Source organism: Enterovibrio sp. FF113 (genome assembly GCF_041439165.1).
Taxonomy (GTDB): domain Bacteria; phylum Pseudomonadota; class Gammaproteobacteria; order Enterobacterales; family Vibrionaceae; genus Enterovibrio; species Enterovibrio norvegicus_A.
In genome coordinates, this window is the sequence record NZ_JBGONO010000008.1 from 118,059 (window position 1) to 136,070 (window position 18,012).

Annotated in this window: 17 protein-coding genes; 9 read left to right on the plus strand and 8 right to left on the minus strand. The window is 49.4% G+C overall.

Going from position 1 to position 18,012, the window contains the following annotated elements:
• Position 1 precedes the first annotated feature (1 nt).
• Genes ACED36_RS08335 through ACED36_RS08355 form a run of 5 tightly spaced genes read right to left on the minus strand, consistent with a single transcriptional unit; the run spans position 2 to position 5,331 of the window.
• Positions 2–1,918: a VWA domain-containing protein gene (locus ACED36_RS08335; protein WP_371733088.1), complete on the minus strand. Its 1,917-nt coding sequence runs from the start codon at positions 1,916–1,918 to the stop codon at positions 2–4.
• Positions 1,911–2,876, minus strand: a complete 966-nt coding sequence (locus tag ACED36_RS08340; RefSeq protein ID WP_017007087.1) for a VWA domain-containing protein — start codon at positions 2,874–2,876, stop codon at positions 1,911–1,913. Before ACED36_RS08340 ends, ACED36_RS08335 begins: the two co-directional genes overlap by 8 nt.
• Positions 2,869–3,375, minus strand: coding sequence for a DUF4381 domain-containing protein (locus tag ACED36_RS08345; protein WP_371733089.1), 507 nt, complete (start codon positions 3,373–3,375; stop codon positions 2,869–2,871). The genes ACED36_RS08340 and ACED36_RS08345 overlap by 8 nt, the downstream gene beginning before the upstream one ends.
• A 31-nt stretch (positions 3,376–3,406) precedes the next feature.
• Complete coding sequence (locus ACED36_RS08350) at positions 3,407–4,378, minus strand: DUF58 domain-containing protein (RefSeq protein WP_016959959.1); 972 nt, start codon at positions 4,376–4,378, stop codon at positions 3,407–3,409.
• Complete coding sequence (locus ACED36_RS08355; protein ID WP_371733090.1) at positions 4,375–5,331, minus strand: AAA family ATPase; 957 nt, start codon at positions 5,329–5,331, stop codon at positions 4,375–4,377. The genes ACED36_RS08350 and ACED36_RS08355 overlap by 4 nt, the downstream gene beginning before the upstream one ends.
• Before the next feature lie 259 nt (positions 5,332–5,590).
• On the opposite strand from ACED36_RS08355, the gene ACED36_RS08360 reads away from it, so the two are divergent.
• The gene (locus tag ACED36_RS08360; protein ID WP_371733091.1) at positions 5,591–6,715 is read left to right on the plus strand and encodes an agmatine/peptidylarginine deiminase; all 1,125 of its coding nucleotides are present in this window, start codon (positions 5,591–5,593) and stop codon (positions 6,713–6,715) included.
• A 78-nt stretch (positions 6,716–6,793) separates the two neighbouring features.
• On the opposite strand, the gene ACED36_RS08365 is transcribed toward ACED36_RS08360, so the two are convergent.
• Complete coding sequence (locus tag ACED36_RS08365) at positions 6,794–7,300, minus strand: DUF3087 domain-containing protein (RefSeq protein WP_017003096.1); 507 nt, start codon at positions 7,298–7,300, stop codon at positions 6,794–6,796.
• A 190-nt stretch (positions 7,301–7,490) separates the two neighbouring features.
• Between ACED36_RS08365 and ACED36_RS08370 the strand changes: the two genes are divergently transcribed.
• Positions 7,491–8,420 (plus strand): hypothetical protein, encoded by a 930-nt coding sequence (locus tag ACED36_RS08370; RefSeq protein ID WP_016959963.1) that lies wholly within the window; start codon positions 7,491–7,493, stop codon positions 8,418–8,420.
• Positions 8,421–8,490: 70 nt separating this feature from the next.
• On the opposite strand, the gene creD is transcribed toward ACED36_RS08370, so the two are convergent.
• Complete coding sequence (creD, locus tag ACED36_RS08375) at positions 8,491–9,936, minus strand: cell envelope integrity protein CreD (RefSeq protein ID WP_371733092.1); 1,446 nt, start codon at positions 9,934–9,936, stop codon at positions 8,491–8,493.
• Between the two features lie 287 nt (positions 9,937–10,223).
• On the opposite strand from creD, the gene ACED36_RS08380 reads away from it, so the two are divergent.
• A complete protein-coding gene (locus ACED36_RS08380) occupies positions 10,224–10,580 on the plus strand; it encodes a nuclear transport factor 2 family protein (RefSeq protein WP_241823340.1) in 357 nt (118 codons plus the stop codon).
• A gap of 11 nt (positions 10,581–10,591) precedes the next feature.
• Positions 10,592–11,467: a GyrI-like domain-containing protein gene (locus ACED36_RS08385; RefSeq protein WP_017005920.1), complete on the plus strand. Its 876-nt coding sequence runs from the start codon at positions 10,592–10,594 to the stop codon at positions 11,465–11,467.
• Between the two features lie 85 nt (positions 11,468–11,552).
• Here the strand turns inward: ACED36_RS08385 and ACED36_RS08390 are convergent, their stop codons facing one another.
• Positions 11,553–12,212, minus strand: coding sequence for a hypothetical protein (locus ACED36_RS08390; protein WP_017005921.1), 660 nt, complete (start codon positions 12,210–12,212; stop codon positions 11,553–11,555).
• Positions 12,213–12,489: 277 nt separating this feature from the next.
• Between ACED36_RS08390 and ACED36_RS08395 the strand changes: the two genes are divergently transcribed.
• The 5 genes from ACED36_RS08395 (at position 12,490) to ACED36_RS08415 (ending at position 17,568) form a co-directional block, all read left to right on the plus strand.
• Positions 12,490–12,777 (plus strand): DUF2607 family protein, encoded by a 288-nt coding sequence (locus tag ACED36_RS08395; RefSeq protein ID WP_371733093.1) that lies wholly within the window; start codon positions 12,490–12,492, stop codon positions 12,775–12,777.
• 64 nt (positions 12,778–12,841) lie between these two features.
• Positions 12,842–14,428, plus strand: coding sequence for an ABC transporter substrate-binding protein (locus ACED36_RS08400; protein ID WP_371733094.1), 1,587 nt, complete (start codon positions 12,842–12,844; stop codon positions 14,426–14,428).
• Between the two features lie 2 nt (positions 14,429–14,430).
• Positions 14,431–15,366 (plus strand): ABC transporter permease, encoded by a 936-nt coding sequence (locus ACED36_RS08405; RefSeq protein ID WP_371733095.1) that lies wholly within the window; start codon positions 14,431–14,433, stop codon positions 15,364–15,366.
• A complete protein-coding gene (locus ACED36_RS08410) occupies positions 15,363–16,181 on the plus strand; it encodes an ABC transporter permease (protein WP_017003102.1) in 819 nt (272 codons plus the stop codon). Before ACED36_RS08405 ends, ACED36_RS08410 begins: the two co-directional genes overlap by 4 nt.
• Entirely contained in the window at positions 16,156–17,568 is a 1,413-nt protein-coding gene (locus ACED36_RS08415) for an ABC transporter ATP-binding protein (protein WP_371733096.1), read from the plus strand. The genes ACED36_RS08410 and ACED36_RS08415 overlap by 26 nt, the downstream gene beginning before the upstream one ends.
• Positions 17,569–18,012 lie beyond the last annotated feature (444 nt).

Sequence of the window (18,012 nt, forward strand, 5' to 3'; positions counted from 1 at the left end):
TTCACCATGAATTTTCAGTAGGCTGCGGCATCTCTTTTTGCCTCGCCTGAAGGATTAACTGAGCGCGAAGCAAGGCGGCGGTATCATCCTGCACTTGCTCGAGCTTTTTAAGTACCGGATTGCTGGCGGTCAGGGCATCGCTGTCGTTGGCAGGCTCACCGGATTCAGAGGCCATTGCCGCTGGCTGTTCGCCTTGTTCTCCGTCCTGATTTTGTTCGCCATCCTGACCTTGTTCATTCTGCTGTCCGTCTTGTTCTTTGGTTTGCTCTTGCTCAGATTTGGCTTCGCTCTGCTGCTCGGCACCGTCTTGCTTGTTGGCGTCGGCGCTTTGCGGCTGACTCTGTTCAGAGGATTGCTCTTGTTGTTGATCTGCGCTTTCTTGGCCCGAACGTTCTTGCTCAGAACTCTCTTGCCCAGAGCCCTCTTGCTTAGACGGATTTTGCTGTTGCTGATCGCCTTGTTGATCCTGCGATGACTGATCTTGACTGCCTTGCTGGCTTTGAGACTTGTCCTGTGACTCGTCACCCTCACCCTGCTGTTGGTCGTTGCTTTGCTGATCTTTCTGTTCTTGTTGTTGCTGTTTCTGCTGTTCGAGGGCTTTTTTCACCACATCCAGATTGTGCTTGGCATCGGCGTTATCCGGCGTTTTCGCCAGCAAAGATTCATAGGTTTTCTGAGCAGCCTCTAAATCGCCAGCCTGGGCGTACGCATTGCCGAGGTTGTATTGAGAAACTGGATCGTCCAATTGCGACAAGGTCTCTATCGCGCCCTGATAATCTTTGGCTTTGTACTGCGCTATTCCTTTCCATGAAGGCGATTCAAAAGCGCTCGCCGCATCTTGATAGTTGCCCGATTCAAACTGCTCGTAGGCTTGTTGATCGTCGGTCTTAAAAGCCGCAGCTGAAGCTGGGTTAATCGGCATGACAACAATCAGGGCGGCTAATACCACGCCTTTTCGAAAACCAAACAGCGCGAGTAACATGATAGGCAGGAGCAGCCAGAAACCATCGTTGATGCGTTCTTCAATGGTTTTACTCTTCCCATCGGCGTTGCCGTCGAGCGGCTTGGCGGTAAACGCGACGAGGTTATTCACGTCTCGGTTGGTCGGCTGCCACTGTTGGAGCATGCCGCCTGTTTTCTGGGTGATAGACGCCAAGGTATTAAGGTTAAGTTTCGCTATCACTGGCATGCCATTTTGTTCCAGCAATTTGCCGTCTGGCAGTTTGATTGGCGCACCTTGTTGTGTGCCGACCGCCAAAACAGAGACGCGATAATCGCTGCCCCCCAGCACGTTAAGCGCGGCGTTGGACTCGCTATTGCTCAATCCATCGGTGATTAACACGATGTCTCCTTGCGCAAACCCAGCTTGTTTCAACAAATCCATCGCTTGGTTTATCCCTGCAGCGGCGTTGCTACCGGGGATTGGCATAATGGCGGGAGACAAATTCGGGATCAGGGTTTTTAGGGTTGCGGCATCTTCGGTTAACGGGCTGACGATATAACCATCGCCCGCATACGTCACCAAGCCTGTGCTGCCTTCTTTCCAGCCCGGTAACATGTCGAGCGCTTTGAATCGCGCTTGTGCAAGGCGGTTGGGCGCAATGTCTGTGGCGTACATAGACCGGGACATGTCCATCACCAACACGCGTGCGCCTGCAAGGTTAACCGCAGGTAATTCAGTTTTCTGCCAGCTTGGTCCAGCCAAGGCAATCACTGACATTAGCCATGCGCTAGCAAGCACAGCAACAGGCCAACGCTTGGGTTTGCGGTTAGCTGTTTGGTTGCTCGAAAGTAACGCGGTGAGATGCGGTGCGATCAAGCCCGATTTTTGCGCCTTTCCTTGAACCCAAGGAAGAAGCACGGCGAGTGGCAATAAGGCCAACAGCCATGTGGGGTGCATAAAGGTAAAATCAGCCATGACGTCTCCTTAAAACAACGATGACGACAGACAACGCCAGCGCGAATCCAAGCGGGAAGCGGAAAAGCTCGTCTCGTGGCCGCCATGTTTGCTGAACGGTTGAGATCGGCTCTAGCTGGTCGATGAGTTGGTAAATGGTTTCAAGCTCTTTTCTGTCCCGAGCGCGGAAGTATTCCCCACCGGTCATTTTGGCGATGTTGGTCAGGGTTCTTTCGTCCAAATCTTGCGAAGGGTTAACCCGTCTTGTGCCAAACAAGCTGCGTTGCAGCATGCTGTCTGCACCGACGCCAATGGTATAAATGGTCACGTCGTTTTCTTTGGCAAGCTCTGCCGCTTCTAATGGGTCGATAACACCTGCCGTATTCGCACCGTCACTGAGTAAGATGATCACGCGCTGCGGGGCTTTGCTATCAATAAAGGTTTTGGTGGCAACACCTAGCCCTTCACCAATGGCGGTGCTTTCACCGATCAGCCCGAGAACGGCGCGTTCAAGCTGTTGCGCCACGGTGTTGCGATCCAGTGTGAGCGGCGTTTGCAGATAGCCGTGATCGGCAAATAGCACCAAGCCCACGCGATCGCCTTCGCGTTTTGTGATGAAATCCGCCAGCACATCTTTGACGGCAGATAAGCGATCGGTGGTGCTGCCATTGGTCATCACCATGTCTTCCATCGCCATGGAGCCTGACAAATCGACGGCCAGCATCATGTCTCTGTGTTCTGGCTGGATCTGAATAGGGTCGCCATACCAAATCGGACGGGCAGCGGCGAGCACTACGCTCACCCACAGCAGCGCCATCAGCAGCTGTCGTAAACGGCTGCGTTGTTGTTTACCACCCAAGCCTTTTGGAATGCGGGGCAAGTGGATAGCCGCTGGGGTTGGCACGGGCTTGGCGAATTTGTATACCAGCAAGGGTAACGGCAGTAAAATAAACGCCCACCACCAGACAAACTCAAACATGGTTTGCCTCCTTGGTAGCGTTGCTGTCTATGGGTTTGCTGTTGGGCGGCAATGCTTGTTTTAACCACGTTTCTGCTAATGCTTTACAGGAATTCAGCTCGGCGTCTGACAGTGCGACGTTGGCAAATATCCCTTTCTGCCAAAGCTCGTCTTGGGCGACAAAGCCTTGTTTGATGGCAGGCAGTTGGCTGTCGAGAAATGCTAGCCACGCTGAGCCAGTCAGTCCCGCAACCAAATCGCGGTCGAAATAGCTCAGTGCCGCGCGCTTTAACAATGCATTGATGGCAGCCAGTGAATTGGCTTGAGTTAGCTGATTGAGCGCTTCATTTCGCGCTTGTAAGCTTTGAGTACGTTGACGCAGCAAAAAGATGGCAAGTAATGTGGCTGCCAAAAGTGCTGCGATCAATGCCCACCAGCCCCATGCCAGCGGCCAGATCCCGGGGGCGATCTGAAGCTGAATATCGGCCAGTGGTAATGTTGTTGATGCTGTGTTCGTCATGGTTATGACAATGCCTTCATCGTGTTTGACCTCATTTCGTATTTGTAGCGTGAGCACTGCCGCGACGCGTGCTGCCAATCTGCTGCAATAGCGGTTGTGCGGCGCTAATGGTATGCAGGGGAATCGCCAACGACCGCGCCATATCGGTAATAAATTGCTGGTGGCGTTGGTACTGAATGGCCAGACTTTCGCGGGTTTTACGCGCAGAAAAATCCAGCCATGCCGTGTCGCTATCATCCGATACCCATTCATGACCGCGGTAGTCGGTTTGTCCCTGCTCAAGCGGGTCTGAAATCTGAACAAACTGAATGCGGTTATGTTGGCGAAGTTGGCTCAATCTGCGCTTGTCCGCTTGGGTCAGCGCGTAAAAATCGCTGATGATGGCGATTTCACTGCCCTTGGGACACAAATGGTGCATGTGTCTAAGCGCGCCTTGCCAACCTTCTGTGGAGGCCGTGTGGTTCTCTGCCGTCAGCATTTCTTTGTGCGATTCCATCAAGGCATGAATAATGTGCAAGGTACCTTGGCGTCTTGCGGTCGGTTTGCACTCGCGCAGTTGAATGCCGTTGTAGATCACCGCACCAATGCGATCTTGTTGGCTCACCACCAACCAACTGAGCAGGCTGGCAAAGTGAGTGGCTTGAACCGATTTCAACATCAGTTGCGAACCAAACTTCATGCTGGCACTGAGATCGACCATCAGCATCACAGGCTGTTCGCGTTCTTCCGTGAACAGCTTGGTGTGGGTTTTTCCGGTGCGTGCCGTCACCCGCCAATCAATAGCGCGAATGTCATCGCCCGATTGATACGGACGTACTTCAGAGAAGTTCATGCCGCGCCCTTTCTGGCGACTGCCGTGCTGGCCGCTTAATTGCGACCAAATGCTCAACGCCGGCGGCAGCCATCGCACTGCCTGTTTCTGGTAGTGCAGCAGTTCAGCCAGACCCACGTTGACGCCGTCACTGTGTGGTGGCAAAACCGCGGTGGTGTCTGTCAGGCTCATACGCTGGCGACCTGCTCAATCACGTGTTTCACCACGCTATCCGCCGCGATACCTTCTGCTTGGGCTTCGTAGCTCAACAGCAGGCGGTGGCGCAGTACAGGGTAGGCCATGGCTTGCACATCGTCGGGGGTCACGAAATCTCGCCCTGCTAACCATGCATGTGCACGGGCGCAGCGATCTAACGCTAACGTGGCGCGAGGGCTCACACCCATTTGTAGCCACGCCGCCAATTTGTCGCTGTAACGATGCGGATCGCGTGTAGCCATGATCAAACGAATGATGTACTTCTCGACATCTTCTGCCATGTGAATGCCAAGCACAGCCTGACGCGCTTCAAAAATGTTCTCTTGTTTTAGATGCACAGGCTCTTGTTTCTCTAGACCTTGCGCTTCGCCGCGATTAAGACGAAGGATCTCAAGTTCACTGTCGGCATCTGGGTATTCAACGTTCAATTGCAGCAAGAAGCGGTCGAGCTGTGCTTCCGGCAGCGGATACGTGCCTTCTTGCTCGATCGGGTTTTGCGTCGCCATCACCAGAAATAGCTCGGGTAACGGATAGGTTTTTCTGCCTGCCGTGATCTGCTTTTCTGCCATCGCTTCAAGCATGGCGGCCTGCACTTTGGCGGGGGCGCGGTTTATCTCATCCGCCAGTACCAGTGAATTGAAAATTGGCCCCGGCTGAAAGGTAAACTCTCCCGTTTCAGGACGGAAAATGTCGGTACCCGTTAGATCGGCAGGCAGCAAGTCAGGGGTGAATTGAATGCGGTGGAAATCCCCTTCAATACAGTCCGCTAACATTTTGACTGCGCGGGTTTTCGCGAGACCCGGTGGCCCTTGCACCAAGATGTGACCGTCTGCCAATAAAGCGATCAGCAGTTGCTTAACCAGTTGTGGTTGGCCGATAACCTGACTTTGCAGGTAATCATTAAGGTGTTGAAAAGTATCCGATAACATAAAATTCTTGTCCTTGGTGAATCAAAAACAAAGGAAAAATGACCTGTTTGAGACCGCGTTGCAGCACAGAGGTTCACTGCCACTCAAAATGGAGGCATGTGAGTCTGCTTTCAAGTAGAAAATGTGCAGAGTGTCGAAAGTAATGCGCAATCTTTGTTCTCTTAAAAACGCACCACTCAATAATGCAAAGGCTCCCTATGATGATGTGTCTGCTATCTTTCTGATAGTTAAATCATCAGCCTGAATTCAGGAGGGAAGCATGATTTCTCGTCGTCGATTTATCCAACATGCCAGTGTGCTCGCCATGACACTGCCCCTGACGCATCGTCTTAGTGCCAAAACAACAGGCGCGACCAATTTCTCTCAAGGTTGGTTTATGCCAGATGAAGCCTCACCGCACGTGCGAACATGGCTGGCGTTCGGCGCCAACAAGCAGATCTGGGGAAGCGACCTATTGCCTGTCGTGCAAGAAAATCTGGCTGATATTGCGCTGACCATTGCCAAATATGAACCTGTGTCGATGTTGGTGCGCCAAAAAGACATGGCATTGGCAAAATCACTGATGGGCGACAAGGTGGATCTGATTGTCGGTGACATGGACGATCTGTGGGCGCGTGATACCGCCCCGACGTTTGTACTCAGCAACGTGGGAAATACTGGCGCGGTGGATTTCAACTTTAATGGTTGGGGCGACAAACAAATGCATCAGAAAGATGCGACGGTAGCGACGCAGATTGCCAAGTTGGCGAATGTACCTGTTATCAATACCCCTCTGGTGATGGAGGGCGGCTGCATTGAAGTGGACGGTATCGGCACAGCGATCATTACCGAAAGTTGCACCCTCAATAACAACCGAAACCCGAACATGTCAAAAGCGCAGTTTGAAGATCTGATCATGCCGTTGTTCGGGCTTGAGAAAATCATCTGGCTGCCCGGTATCAAAGGGCGTGACATTACCGATGGTCACACCGATTTCTATGCGCGATTTACCACGCCGGGCAATGTGGTAGTGGGCATAGATACTGACCCCAATTCTTACGAGTTCGCCTTAACCCGAGAGCATGCAAATATCTTAGCTAACGCGACCGATGCACAAGGTAATAGGCTCACGGTTAACCCGCTTGAAACACCTTCAAGCGTAAGGGAGGAATATGACGATCCCGATTTCGCCGCCGGATATGTGGGTTTTTACGTCTGTAATGGCGCGGTGATCATGCAAGAATTTGGCGACAAAGCCGCAGACAAAAAAGCCAAGGAAACCCTCGAACTGTTGTTCCCGGACCGTCAAATCGAAGCATTGAACCTTGATGCGATTGCTGCCGGTGGTGGCAGTGTGCACTGTGCGACTCAGCAAGAGCCGAAAGCGATGGATAAATTGAAGTGATAAATAAGTCGAAGTGATTTTGATAGTTGAAGTAATAGGGCGCATAGCTACAAAGCTGACGCCCTATCGGATCGCGGATTAAAACGCTTTAAGTGACGCTGAGTGATAGTGTGTAATGTCTAACTGCACATTGTACTCGCGGACCCACTCATCAAGCTGTGCTTGTGCTTCATTGAGGCTGCTCATGGTGATGGTGTTGTCGTCCAGTTGCCACAACTGGCGAGAGCCTTCGTAGCTGAACTGAAGCGCCAGCATGGCATCAGGATTGCCCAGTTTGGCAGCCGCTACGAGCTTTCTATTTTTCCGATAGATTAAATTCAGCGCCTGCTTGAGATCCCACACATACGCCACTTCGCGCATTTTAGGGTGAGTTTTCAGCTTGATCAGCGTCATCACCAACCCAATCGCGCTCACCACTACGCCAAGCAAATTCCAATGAAAGTGAGATCCCGTTTGAGACGGGAAAATCAGTATCAATGTCTGAGAAATCGCCAAGCTCGATATCGCCAAAATGGCAATACAGGCAACGATCACCCTGTTTAAACGTGAACGGTATAACGTTTTGTCGATCTTGATTAACTGCATGGGTTTTCCAATGTTCGTGGCCTGTCTGAAATCATACACCTTTCAATGGGTTGATTAAGGGATACTTTGTTGCAAATGGTATCCGTTGAGACAAGCCAGAAAAAAGAAGCGGATTTTGTTGTCGCAAGAAGAGATACATTGACGCACTTACCCAGTAAACTGCGGACATCAGAATAAGCGTAAAGCGGCCATGCAAACTCACTCTCATACATTGATCGATATCCCGTTCAACCAGCGCCACATTTGCTGGTTCTGTGGTGAACCCTCATCGGAAATTCTTCATTTTCCACGTACTGCCCGAAAAAACGTCGAACATGCATTGTTGGCGTTACCGGCATGCAAAGAATGCGATTCCATCAAACACTCTCGCGACATCAATTCCATTTGGCAGTTTCGCGCCCACGTTAAACAGGCGCTCATCTCCAAATACACCAAACACCTCGCCATCGGTGAAAACTGGACCAAAGAAGAACTCGAAGAAAGTGAATTTTCAGGGTCCATCTTGGGCGGCTTTGGTGAAAGTGCCTGGCACATGTATGAAATTGCCAAACAGCGCGTGGCGTATCAAGGGTGGCCACTTATTGTTGACGGCCTGACTTTTGATGCGATGGACGATACGAGCAGTTTTGAATTCAACGGCACATGCTATGCGTCACTCAGAAATTGTGTCGATTTCTTTGAAAAAGCGAGCGATATCGACAAAGAACTGCTCACTCAACTGGTTGAAATTGTCACCCCCGCGCGTTTTGATTACGCGTTAAAAATCGCGAAATTGAATAAGCGAATTTCCCCCGCTCGCCGCACCCAAATCATTGATGACATTGCCATTGAAGAAGCTGAAAAACGCGAAGCCGCGGCCCGAAGTGATCTTGAGCTATCCATTGAAGATGTCTCGGTTTCAGGCACGATTGCGCCGAGCTTTGCCATTCAGTGGGCAATAGCAAAAGGGGCGAGCACACTCTCTGAACTGTGCCCGCTAGAAGATGACTATTTTGATGACTTCCAACACCTTGGCGGCGCGGCGGCATTTGCCTCATACAATGGTTTGCAGCTGTATTTAGAAGCGCGAGAAAACGCAGCCTGGGTTAAAGCCAATGATCCGAATAAAGATGTATGGTGAAGTGTGTTGAGAGAGAGGGAGAGGGCAGCTATGTGTTATAGCCATTATTCGCCCTCCCTCCATGATGACGCTACCTTTTCTTCCTCGTCATAAACATCAAGGTCAACAGCACCGTGACCAACAAACCACTGCCCATGAGCAAGGCGTAGTCTTCGAGACGCAGGATGGAGTACAAGAGTGCATACAAACCGATAAGCATAGACAGCATGATCACGCCTCTCCCCACGCTGCCTGTTGCGCTGCCCACATACGCGGGAATGCTGATCAAGGGAATACTCGCTGCCGCCATGAATGCCATGGTGAAACTCATGTGTTCAGAAAGCGCCAATAGCACCAGATAAAACAGCGTCATGGCAGCACCCACCATGGCGTACTGCAGCGCCGACAAGCTCTGTGCATTGCCTTGCTTCATACCAAGTTCAAACATCATCAATACAATAAACGTCAACGCAACAAACAGCAGACCGTACTTCAATGAGCGCTCAATCTTTCCGTAGTGAGTGTTTGGCTCAAATAGCTGGGTATAAGCATTCGCCTCGTCGAGGTTGATGCTGGCAGAATCAACAAACACCTGCGGATAATTTCGGCTTAAATGGCTGATATTCCACGTGGCAGAAAAGCCGTTATCGTTAATGTTTCTCGCCGTTGGCAGTGCGCCCACAAAGCTTGGGTGCGGCCAGTCTGTGGTTAATTCAAACGTTGAGCTTTCCCCTAACGGCAAGAAACCAATTCCTTGCGAACCACGTAAACGGATTTTAAAATCCAACGTAAACGGCACGGGTGTTTCCGCCAGCGAGATAGGACGATGAAAGCCACGTTTCAGTGCATCAGTGTCCAGCCCGGTGCCCGACATCAAACTCATTTCAGCGGGTAGCCCTTCTCCTGTCACCGTGAACATGTCTACGCCATCAATCGCTTTGTTTGCGGATAACCCGAACACCAAACGTGCGGCATCAAAATGGAAGGTTTCGAGGTTGGCAATATTGGGTAGCGCAAATTGAAAATCAGCCTTACCTTCGATCGTGCTTTGGTAAACGAGAGACTGATAAATGCCTCGAGTGCGAAAGTCATGTGTTAATCCCGCTTTCAGATCCAGCGTTGTCGGTAAGATCACAACTTCGTCGTAGCGACGTGTCCGACGTTCACTCACTTCTTTCACTTCCCCGTCACCCGTTGCCACTTCTTGAATCACCACATAGGTGTAAGGCAGCACGAGCACAGGCCCCGCCAAGGTTTGCTCACTCCCCCACGATTGACCGATTTCATTCACCACGTCTTTGTACAAATACTCTCGCTCGTTCGCCATGTCATGCACCATGGAGAGTGGCACAATCGCGAGTAAACAAAGCGCCAAAGCCAGCACGCCTTTTAATAACAGGGAGCTGCGCGCTTGTAGCTCAGGTAAATCAATATTGATGTTTAAACGATTTAGCCCTGTTTTTACTAACACGAATGCGCCAAAACCAAAGACGGCGAGCAGCAATAGGGCGAGAAGCCCAAAAATTAAATCAGTCATGAGTCTTCCTTGCGAATGATTGGCGAGATGATGTGTGAAAGGACATTAAACCAAAGCAACGAAGTCACAGGCTGGCAATGTGGTGATCAATGGTGGCGAGAATATGGCGGCGCAGTTAAGCCAAACGGAAGTCTGATGATTTACAGAAGATGGTTTGACTTAATGTGAACGGGTTTCAACGTTCAGTTCGCCAATCACAATGATGGTTCAATGTGAAAATCGCACAAAATATCAAAACTGCATGTTCAATATTCGTCAAACTGCCATTTTTAAACAAAAGGTAAGTAATGATGGAAAAGCAGAAAATATGGGAAACCTACGCAAGCGCTTGGAAGGCTGAATCAAAAGAAGAAAAAATTGCGCTGTTTAGGCAGTCAATGAATGAAAATGTGGTGTATACCGACCCCCTCATTCAAACAGAGACGTGGGACGACTTGCTTCAGTATATGTTGGACTTTCATCAACAAGTCGATGGTGGTCACTTTGTTACGACGTATTTCATGTCACACCACAATAAATGCCTCGCGAAATGGAATATGTGCGATCGAGAAGGACATATACTCGGAGAGGGGATCAGTATCGGTGAATACAATGATGAAGGGCAGTTGGTATCCGCGACTGGCTTTTTTGAATTGCCAGAATAAGGGTAAGCATATTGACCTATTTGGACAAAATTCAGATTGGCGTCGATTTTATCGAAGCCAATCTTGGAAACGACATTCAGTTAAATAACGTCGCGAAAACAGCGGGGTTAAGCCAATGGCATTTCCAACGTATCTTCAAAGCGCTAACCGGTGAGACGTTAAAAACCTACATTCGAAATCGCCGGTTATCGTGCTCATTGCTTTCCCTTGAGGTCGACGACAACCGCATTTTGGATATTGCGCTGGAAGCGGGATTTGAATCTCAAGAAGCCTATACGCGCGCCTTTAAGTCTCTTTTCGGCGTGACGCCAAACCAATATAGGCAGATAGAAGGCAAAAAAAGATGGTTGAAAAAGATTCAATTCACACCCGATTACCTGCGTCACTTGAATCAACAAGTTAAATTGAAACCAGAGATCATTGAACAGAAAGCCATGATGCTCGTCGGACTGAGAACCACGTTTTATGGGTCTGACTCAGATAAAAATAACATCAGCCAAACCTTGCCAGCACTGTGGGACGCATTTTTACCACGAATCAAAGAAATTCAATGCCGCAACGATCCTTATGTGGCTTACGGTGTGGTGCAACCAACAACAGAAAACACTGAATTGTTGGAATACATCGCAGCAGTGGAGGTTTCGTCACTCATAAATATTCCTGATGGACTCACCGCGGTGTCAGTCGCAGCATCACGATATGCCAAGTTTTCACATCGTGGTAAACCAACGCAATTAGACAGCACCGTCAATTTCATTTATTCCACGTGGTTGATGGGGGCGACCTACACGCACACTCAAGGGCCTGACATTGAAACATATGGAAGAGAATACCAACCCAATTCAGATGAGTCGGTCATTTACTATTCTCTCCCTATTCAGGAATAGGGGCATAAAATGACAGAGAAATTTCGCCACCAAATTGTATTTAGAATGCGACTCATCTCCTGCCTTGCTTCTCTTTTTCTATTCCTCAGTCTCTTTCCAAATGCTTCGGTTCCTCCGTCAGTTTCTGATAAGCGAATGAAAGGGTGATGACAGCCAGCATGGTTATTAAATGGCTAGAAAAGGAAAAGATTGCATCAGGAACACCGAGAAATCCTAGAGTAATTAAGAAGAAGCTAAAAATCAGCGGCGTTATTGCAACAACGCAAAGCATGTAGAACGTTCGCTGCGCTGTCAGTTTCCAAGCATAAGGAAACGATACCGCTTTGCCGAGAGCGATAGCCGGGAATACGAGACAAAGGCGGCATGAAAAAATCCCCCCTACAATAATAAGCACACCAACAAACGCACCAAGCACCGGCGCTAATAGAAAGATCGCATAAACCCCGAACCAAAGACTGAGATAATGTGCCAAAAACCACAGCTCTATCTTGCCTATCTTGAAACGCCCCCACTTCGGTACCGACTCTTCCCCTTCAAGCACAATGCGGTGAACGTTTATGGCGATAATTGAGCTTAATATCGCTTCTATGAATATCACGGCATAAATGAACGATACGCTTTGCAATTCAATCGCGACCAATTGCAGAAAAATTGACACCAAAATTGGGATAATGGTAATGCGTAAAAGCGCCATTTTGTGCCGAAACGTAAACCAAAACGCAGCTGAAAGCGTGTCACCAAACATCTGGATATCCTTATCAATCCATTGAACAAACTCGCTTTCTCAGCAAGCAATACGCGCATTGTTAACGCTAACCCAATTCAGTTTACAGGGGTTACTCAATCCTAAGACCGCACGGAAATAATCGCGGTTTGGGTCAGGGGGTATTCCGCCTTAAACGCCTCATTTCTTTAAATGCGTATAAAATATTAGACAAAACGAAGTTGATAACAATTATCGTTTAAAGTTGAAATAAAAATTGTTACATTATAACAATTCGTATTCATGTGAAGTTGGTGTTGTGCCCGTTTTTCATTGTGTTACAGCAGCACTGCGCTGTGCATTTTTGCTCCTTTTTTTCATTCTGGGGTTAAATGCCGTTTCCTTGTACCACGAAGCCGATACATCTGAAGACTTTCACGCAGCACACCAATGCACGGTTTTTGATTCGATTCACCATGCGGTGATCTACGCGACCGTTTCGATACCAACGACTGTAGACCCTTTACATTACGAAGCCTTTAAGAGTGTAGAAGCCCGCCTTAGCGCGAATTTCCGTCCACGCACTCGCTCGCCACCGTTGTCATAGCGCCCTCCATTTAATCATTACACCTTCATTTTTATGACGTTCAAGGAATACGTTAGGGATCTTTATGACTGAAATTTCATACGCCACGGTGGCGAAAAAGAAGAAAATCGTTCGATTGTTTGTTTATGGTGCGCTCATTCTTGCTTGTGTTGCCGTATGGTTCTCGACGAAACAACCTGTACAGTTAACCCCTGAAAAATCAAACACATTATCCATCAGTGGGCCTTGGGAAATCTCAAGCCTAGACCCGTCTAAACAAGGCTATATTCTCACTCGCATGCAGGTTATCGAAACCTTGTTGAATGTGAATGAGAAAGGCGAAATCACGCCGGGTTTAGCGTCTGCATGGAAGGTCAGTGATGATGGACTGGATTGGACGTTCACACTGAAAGACAGCGTCGTATTTCACGATGGCACAGCCATGAACGTCGATGCGGTTTTGGGCAGCCTAAACAATGCCTTGAAAAAGCACGGTACGCTGAAAAAAGCCTCAGTAGAAAGCATCAAAGCCGTTGGCGGTAACCAAATCCAATTTCATTTGCGCGAACCTTACGTCGCTTTCCCTGCACTTCTGACTAACTATTCGACGGCCATTGTTGCGCCTGCTTCTTATAACGAAACGGGAGAGGTTGCGACACTGTATGGAACAGGGCCGTATAAAATGGAAAGCTTCGAACCACCCCACAAGCTGACGGTGAAGAAGTTTGGCGACTATTGGGGAGACAATGCCAACATCACGTTCGCAACCTACCTGACAGGGCACCGTCCTGAAAGCCGTATTCTTCAAGCAAAATCGGGTGAAGCTGACATCGTGTTTACCCTCGCCCCTGCCATGATCCCGCAGTTGGCAGACACCAGCGATGTGAAGGTACACAGCAACCTGATCCCACGTACCTTGTTTGTCAAACTCAACAGCGGTCACCCTTTCCTTGATGACGTGCGCGCTCGTAAAGCCCTAAGCATGGCAATCAATCGTGCGGCGATTGCCAAAAATGTCTTGAGTGCAGAAGGTTCTGAAACAGCGCAGTTGCTACCAAGCTCTATGTCTCAATGGTATGTGGCTGACGTGCCGAACGACGAATTTGACCAAGCTGAAGCCAACGCGCTATTCGCTGAAATGGGCTGGACAGCCGATGAAAACGGAAAACTCACCCGTGATGGCAAGCCTTTTCAAATTCGTTTAATCACCTACGCAGATCGCCCTGAACTCGCCACCGTCGCGACTGCGATTCAAGCGCAGTGGGCAGAGCTTGGCGTGGATTTGATTGTCGATATCACCAACTCAAGCATGATCCCAGCAGGACATGCAGATGGTTCGCTCGAGATGGCGCTGATTGCACGTAACTTTGGCTTCATCGCAGACCCTCTTCCTATCATCAGCACCGATTTTTCTAACGGCGGTGGCGATTGGGGCACCATGAACTGGGAAAATGCAGAAGTGGATGCCGCCATTGCAGAGCTTATTCAAACCCGCGATACAGCCAGAAGCACGGCATTGAGCCAGCAAGTCGCAAAAGCCATTCACGAAGACTACCCCGTGTTGCCTATTTCCAGTTACAGCCAACACACCGCAGTAAACGGTCGTGTTCAAGGCTTCGCGTTTGACCCGTTTGAGCGAAACTACTTCATCAACCAAATGGATTTTAAATAAACATGCTTTTGCTGATTAAAAAGCGGTTATTCCAATTGGTTCTTGTGGTTTGGGGGGTTGGTACCCTCACGTTTATTATGATGAGAAGTTTACCCGGTGATATGGCGTATCGCATTGCAGCAAGCCGATACGGGCAAGACAACGTAGATACCGCCGCCGCCGATTTGGTGCGCGAAGAACTCAACCTCGGCCAAGGCTGGTTCAGCAGTTATGTCAGTTGGTTGATGGAGCTGATGCAATTCAACCTTGGCAATTCACTCGTGAGCGGCTTGCCAGTGAGTGAAGCCGTTGCTCACCAGCTCGGTCATTCGCTTCTACTGGCGGTGTTTGGGATTTTGTTGTCTTCGCTGATTGCCGTGCCCTTAGGGATTTGGTCAGCAAAAAAAGGCGGGGCCATTAACAGTGCGCTTGTTTGGCTGTCCACCTGCACCAAAGCGCTGCCGGTATTTGTGCTCGGTTTGGTACTCATCCTGATCTTTGCGATGGAATGGCAACTGCTTCCCGTCGCAGGGTTTGGCACGTGGCAACACCTAGTGCTGCCCGCCCTCACACTTGGTATTAGCTTGGCCGCTGTGTCTAACCGCGTGGTGCATGCAAGCACACTCAACGTCCTGCATTCACCTTTCTATCAATTCTCCCGCGTCAAAGGGCTGTCTGAGGTACAAACCTTTCTCCGTCATGGTGTGAGAAACATGGCCGTACCCGTCATCGCGTTTATCGGCATTCAACTGGTGAGCGTGATTGAAGGCATCGTGATGATCGAATCACTGTTTTCATGGCCGGGTGTTGGGCATGGATTAGCGCATGCCATTTTTGCGCGTGACATTCCCGTCATCCAAGGGTGTGCGCTCGCGATGGGCATTTTGTTTGTGTTACTGAACAGCGTTATCGACGTCGCGTGTTATTGGATCGATCCGAGAGGGAGAGAAGCACAATGATAAAAAATCTCACGCCTCGAAAACGTATCGGATTATCCATTTTGTTTGTGTTGTTTGTGTTGTTTGGTTTTGCACTCTGCGTTAACTGGCTATCGCCTTACACCATGGAACAACAAAATCTCGCCATGACCTTACTTCCACCAGACAGTGTGCACTGGCTAGGGACTGATCATTTCGGTCGGGATATGGCAACACGCCTTGCCAGTGCCATTACGCTGTCTTTCTCATTAAGTTTGCTGTGCGTGATCACGTCATCGGTGTTGGGTGTCGCCCTAGGCGTGTGCTCTGCGTGGGCGGGAGGACGCGTTGAACAAGCCTTAGATGTGTTGGTGAACATTCTTCTCGCCTTGCCGGGTTTGGTCATGGTGCTATTGCTTGCCGCCATTGCGCCAGGTTCATTCCTTGTGCTTTATTTGGCGATTTCACTGGTTCAGTGGGTTGAGTATTATCGCGTCACTCGTGTCATTACTCGCACGAGAATCAATAGCCCAGAAAGACAACTCTCCGCCATGATGGGATTTGGAAAGTGGTATCAATTCAAACGTCATATCTGGCCAGCTATTTTGCCTTCGATATTAACCATGGCCGCTTTTGGGGGAGCAAACGCCATCCTCATGATGGCATCGCTCGGCTTTGTCGCTGTCGGCATTCAGCCGCCGCTCGCTGAACTTGGGTTAATGAGTGTCGAACTCTTCCCGTTCTATATCGAAGCACCTTGGGTGTTGGCGCAACCTTTGGTTGTGGTCGCAATGCTGGTGTTAGGTTTTCATCTTTTAGCAGGAACAGGCGATGACCCCATTAATTCAATTGACTGATCTGTCGATCACCGCGGGGGATGTGTCGCTGCTTGAGCCACTCTCGCTATCGCTCTTTCAGGACAAACCCTTAACCATTCTCGGTCAAACAGGATCAGGAAAAAGCCTGTTAGCGCAAGCGATCATCGGCTTGCTACCCGTGACATTGCAGCAACACGGTCGGGTTGAAGTTCTGGGAAAAGCTCATGATATACCCGCGTTGAAAACACGCTGGGGCAAACAAATGATCATGTTGCCTCAAGAACCTTGGCGCGCATTAGACCCATTGATGCAAAGCTATCAACAAGTGGCAGAAGTGTATGAGTGCGTGCACGAGCAAACCCCAGAATCAGCCTTTGATAACGCAATCTATGATTTGGATGAGTTGGGGTTGAAATCCAGTGCGTTGAAACGACCCGGCGAGCTTTCTGGTGGTATGGCCCAGCGTTTGGCAGTGGCAGCCGCGACAGCAGGCGGCGCGACCTTAATTCTGGCCGATGAACCCACTAAAGGGCTGGATGTTAGCCGCAGAGACGACATCATCAACCTTTTGCGGAAAAGCGCCCAAGGTGGCGGCTTGCTCACCATCACCCATGACATTGATGTTGCTCGCCAAATTGGTGGCGACATCATTGTGATGAAAGAAGGCACCGTGGTTGAACAAGGCACTGCATCACAAGTACTCGAAACGCCGCAACACGCATACACCCAAGCACTGATCGCCGCAGACCCTCGTCATTGGCAAAAAAGTGCGTACCCACAAGCATTCACTAAGCCTGTGTTGACCGTTAGCGATTTAAGCATTGGTCGCCAACACAAATCCCTCGCGAAAGACATCTCTTTCACCTTGCATGCAGGTGAAGTCATGGGTGTGGTGGGCGACAGCGGCTGCGGTAAAAGTACGCTGGGTGACACACTACTCGGGTTACTCCCGCCCCTAGAGGGAAAAATTGAAAAGTTGGGTGAAAACGTTACCCCTTACCAATGGCTCAAACTGTTTCAAGACCCACCATCCGCTGTTACATCAAGCGTTACGCTTGGGACGCTACTGGACGATCTGATCACGCTTCATAGCATTGACAGGCAGAAGGTTGCGCACTTGATGAAAAAGCTCAAACTTGCCCCTGAGCTGCTTGAACGACGAAGTACTTCCGTGTCTGGCGGCGAGCTTCAGCGTTTTTCTATTCTTCGTGCGCTGCTGCTCGACCCTGTGTTCTTGTTCGCCGATGAACCTACATCTCGTCTCGACCCTATCATTGCCAAAGAAGTGACGGAGCTTTTGATCATGCTAGCAAAGGAACAGCACTGCGCCGTGTTGTTGGTTAGCCATGATAAAAACCTGATCGAGAAGTGCTGTGATTCAGTGCTTTCAATCTCGGTTACGCGCTTTCCTTTACGCTGTCGCTGACGGTTTTTTCAGGTGCTTTTTGTTTAACAGGGAAATATAAGTACGGTGGAAAGTTAACGATAAATGTCATCAATCGTTTGATGGATGATGTTTTGGGTTTGTTTTGAGTTGGTGTAGACATGCGCAAGCTCCAAAAGTCTGTTTTTATACCCGTGGCAATAAGTTAGCGTGACGTAACGTTATAATTTATCGCGTGTTATTAACCGTGGGGCGTTGTTGTTTTTCAGGCATAGTACGGGGGGAGTCAGCATGTGAATACTGAATTTACGTTCCATTACAATAGATTGCATAAACTCACAGTAGTTGGCAAAAATTGCCGTAAATCGAATGAGTTATGAACAAAAGACGACATTTCAGCCTTCAAAATTTGAGGTTTTTTTGCGTATTATTAACACTCAAATGGCGTTTATTGGGTGTTCAAGTAAACCTAGGCGTAACACTGTT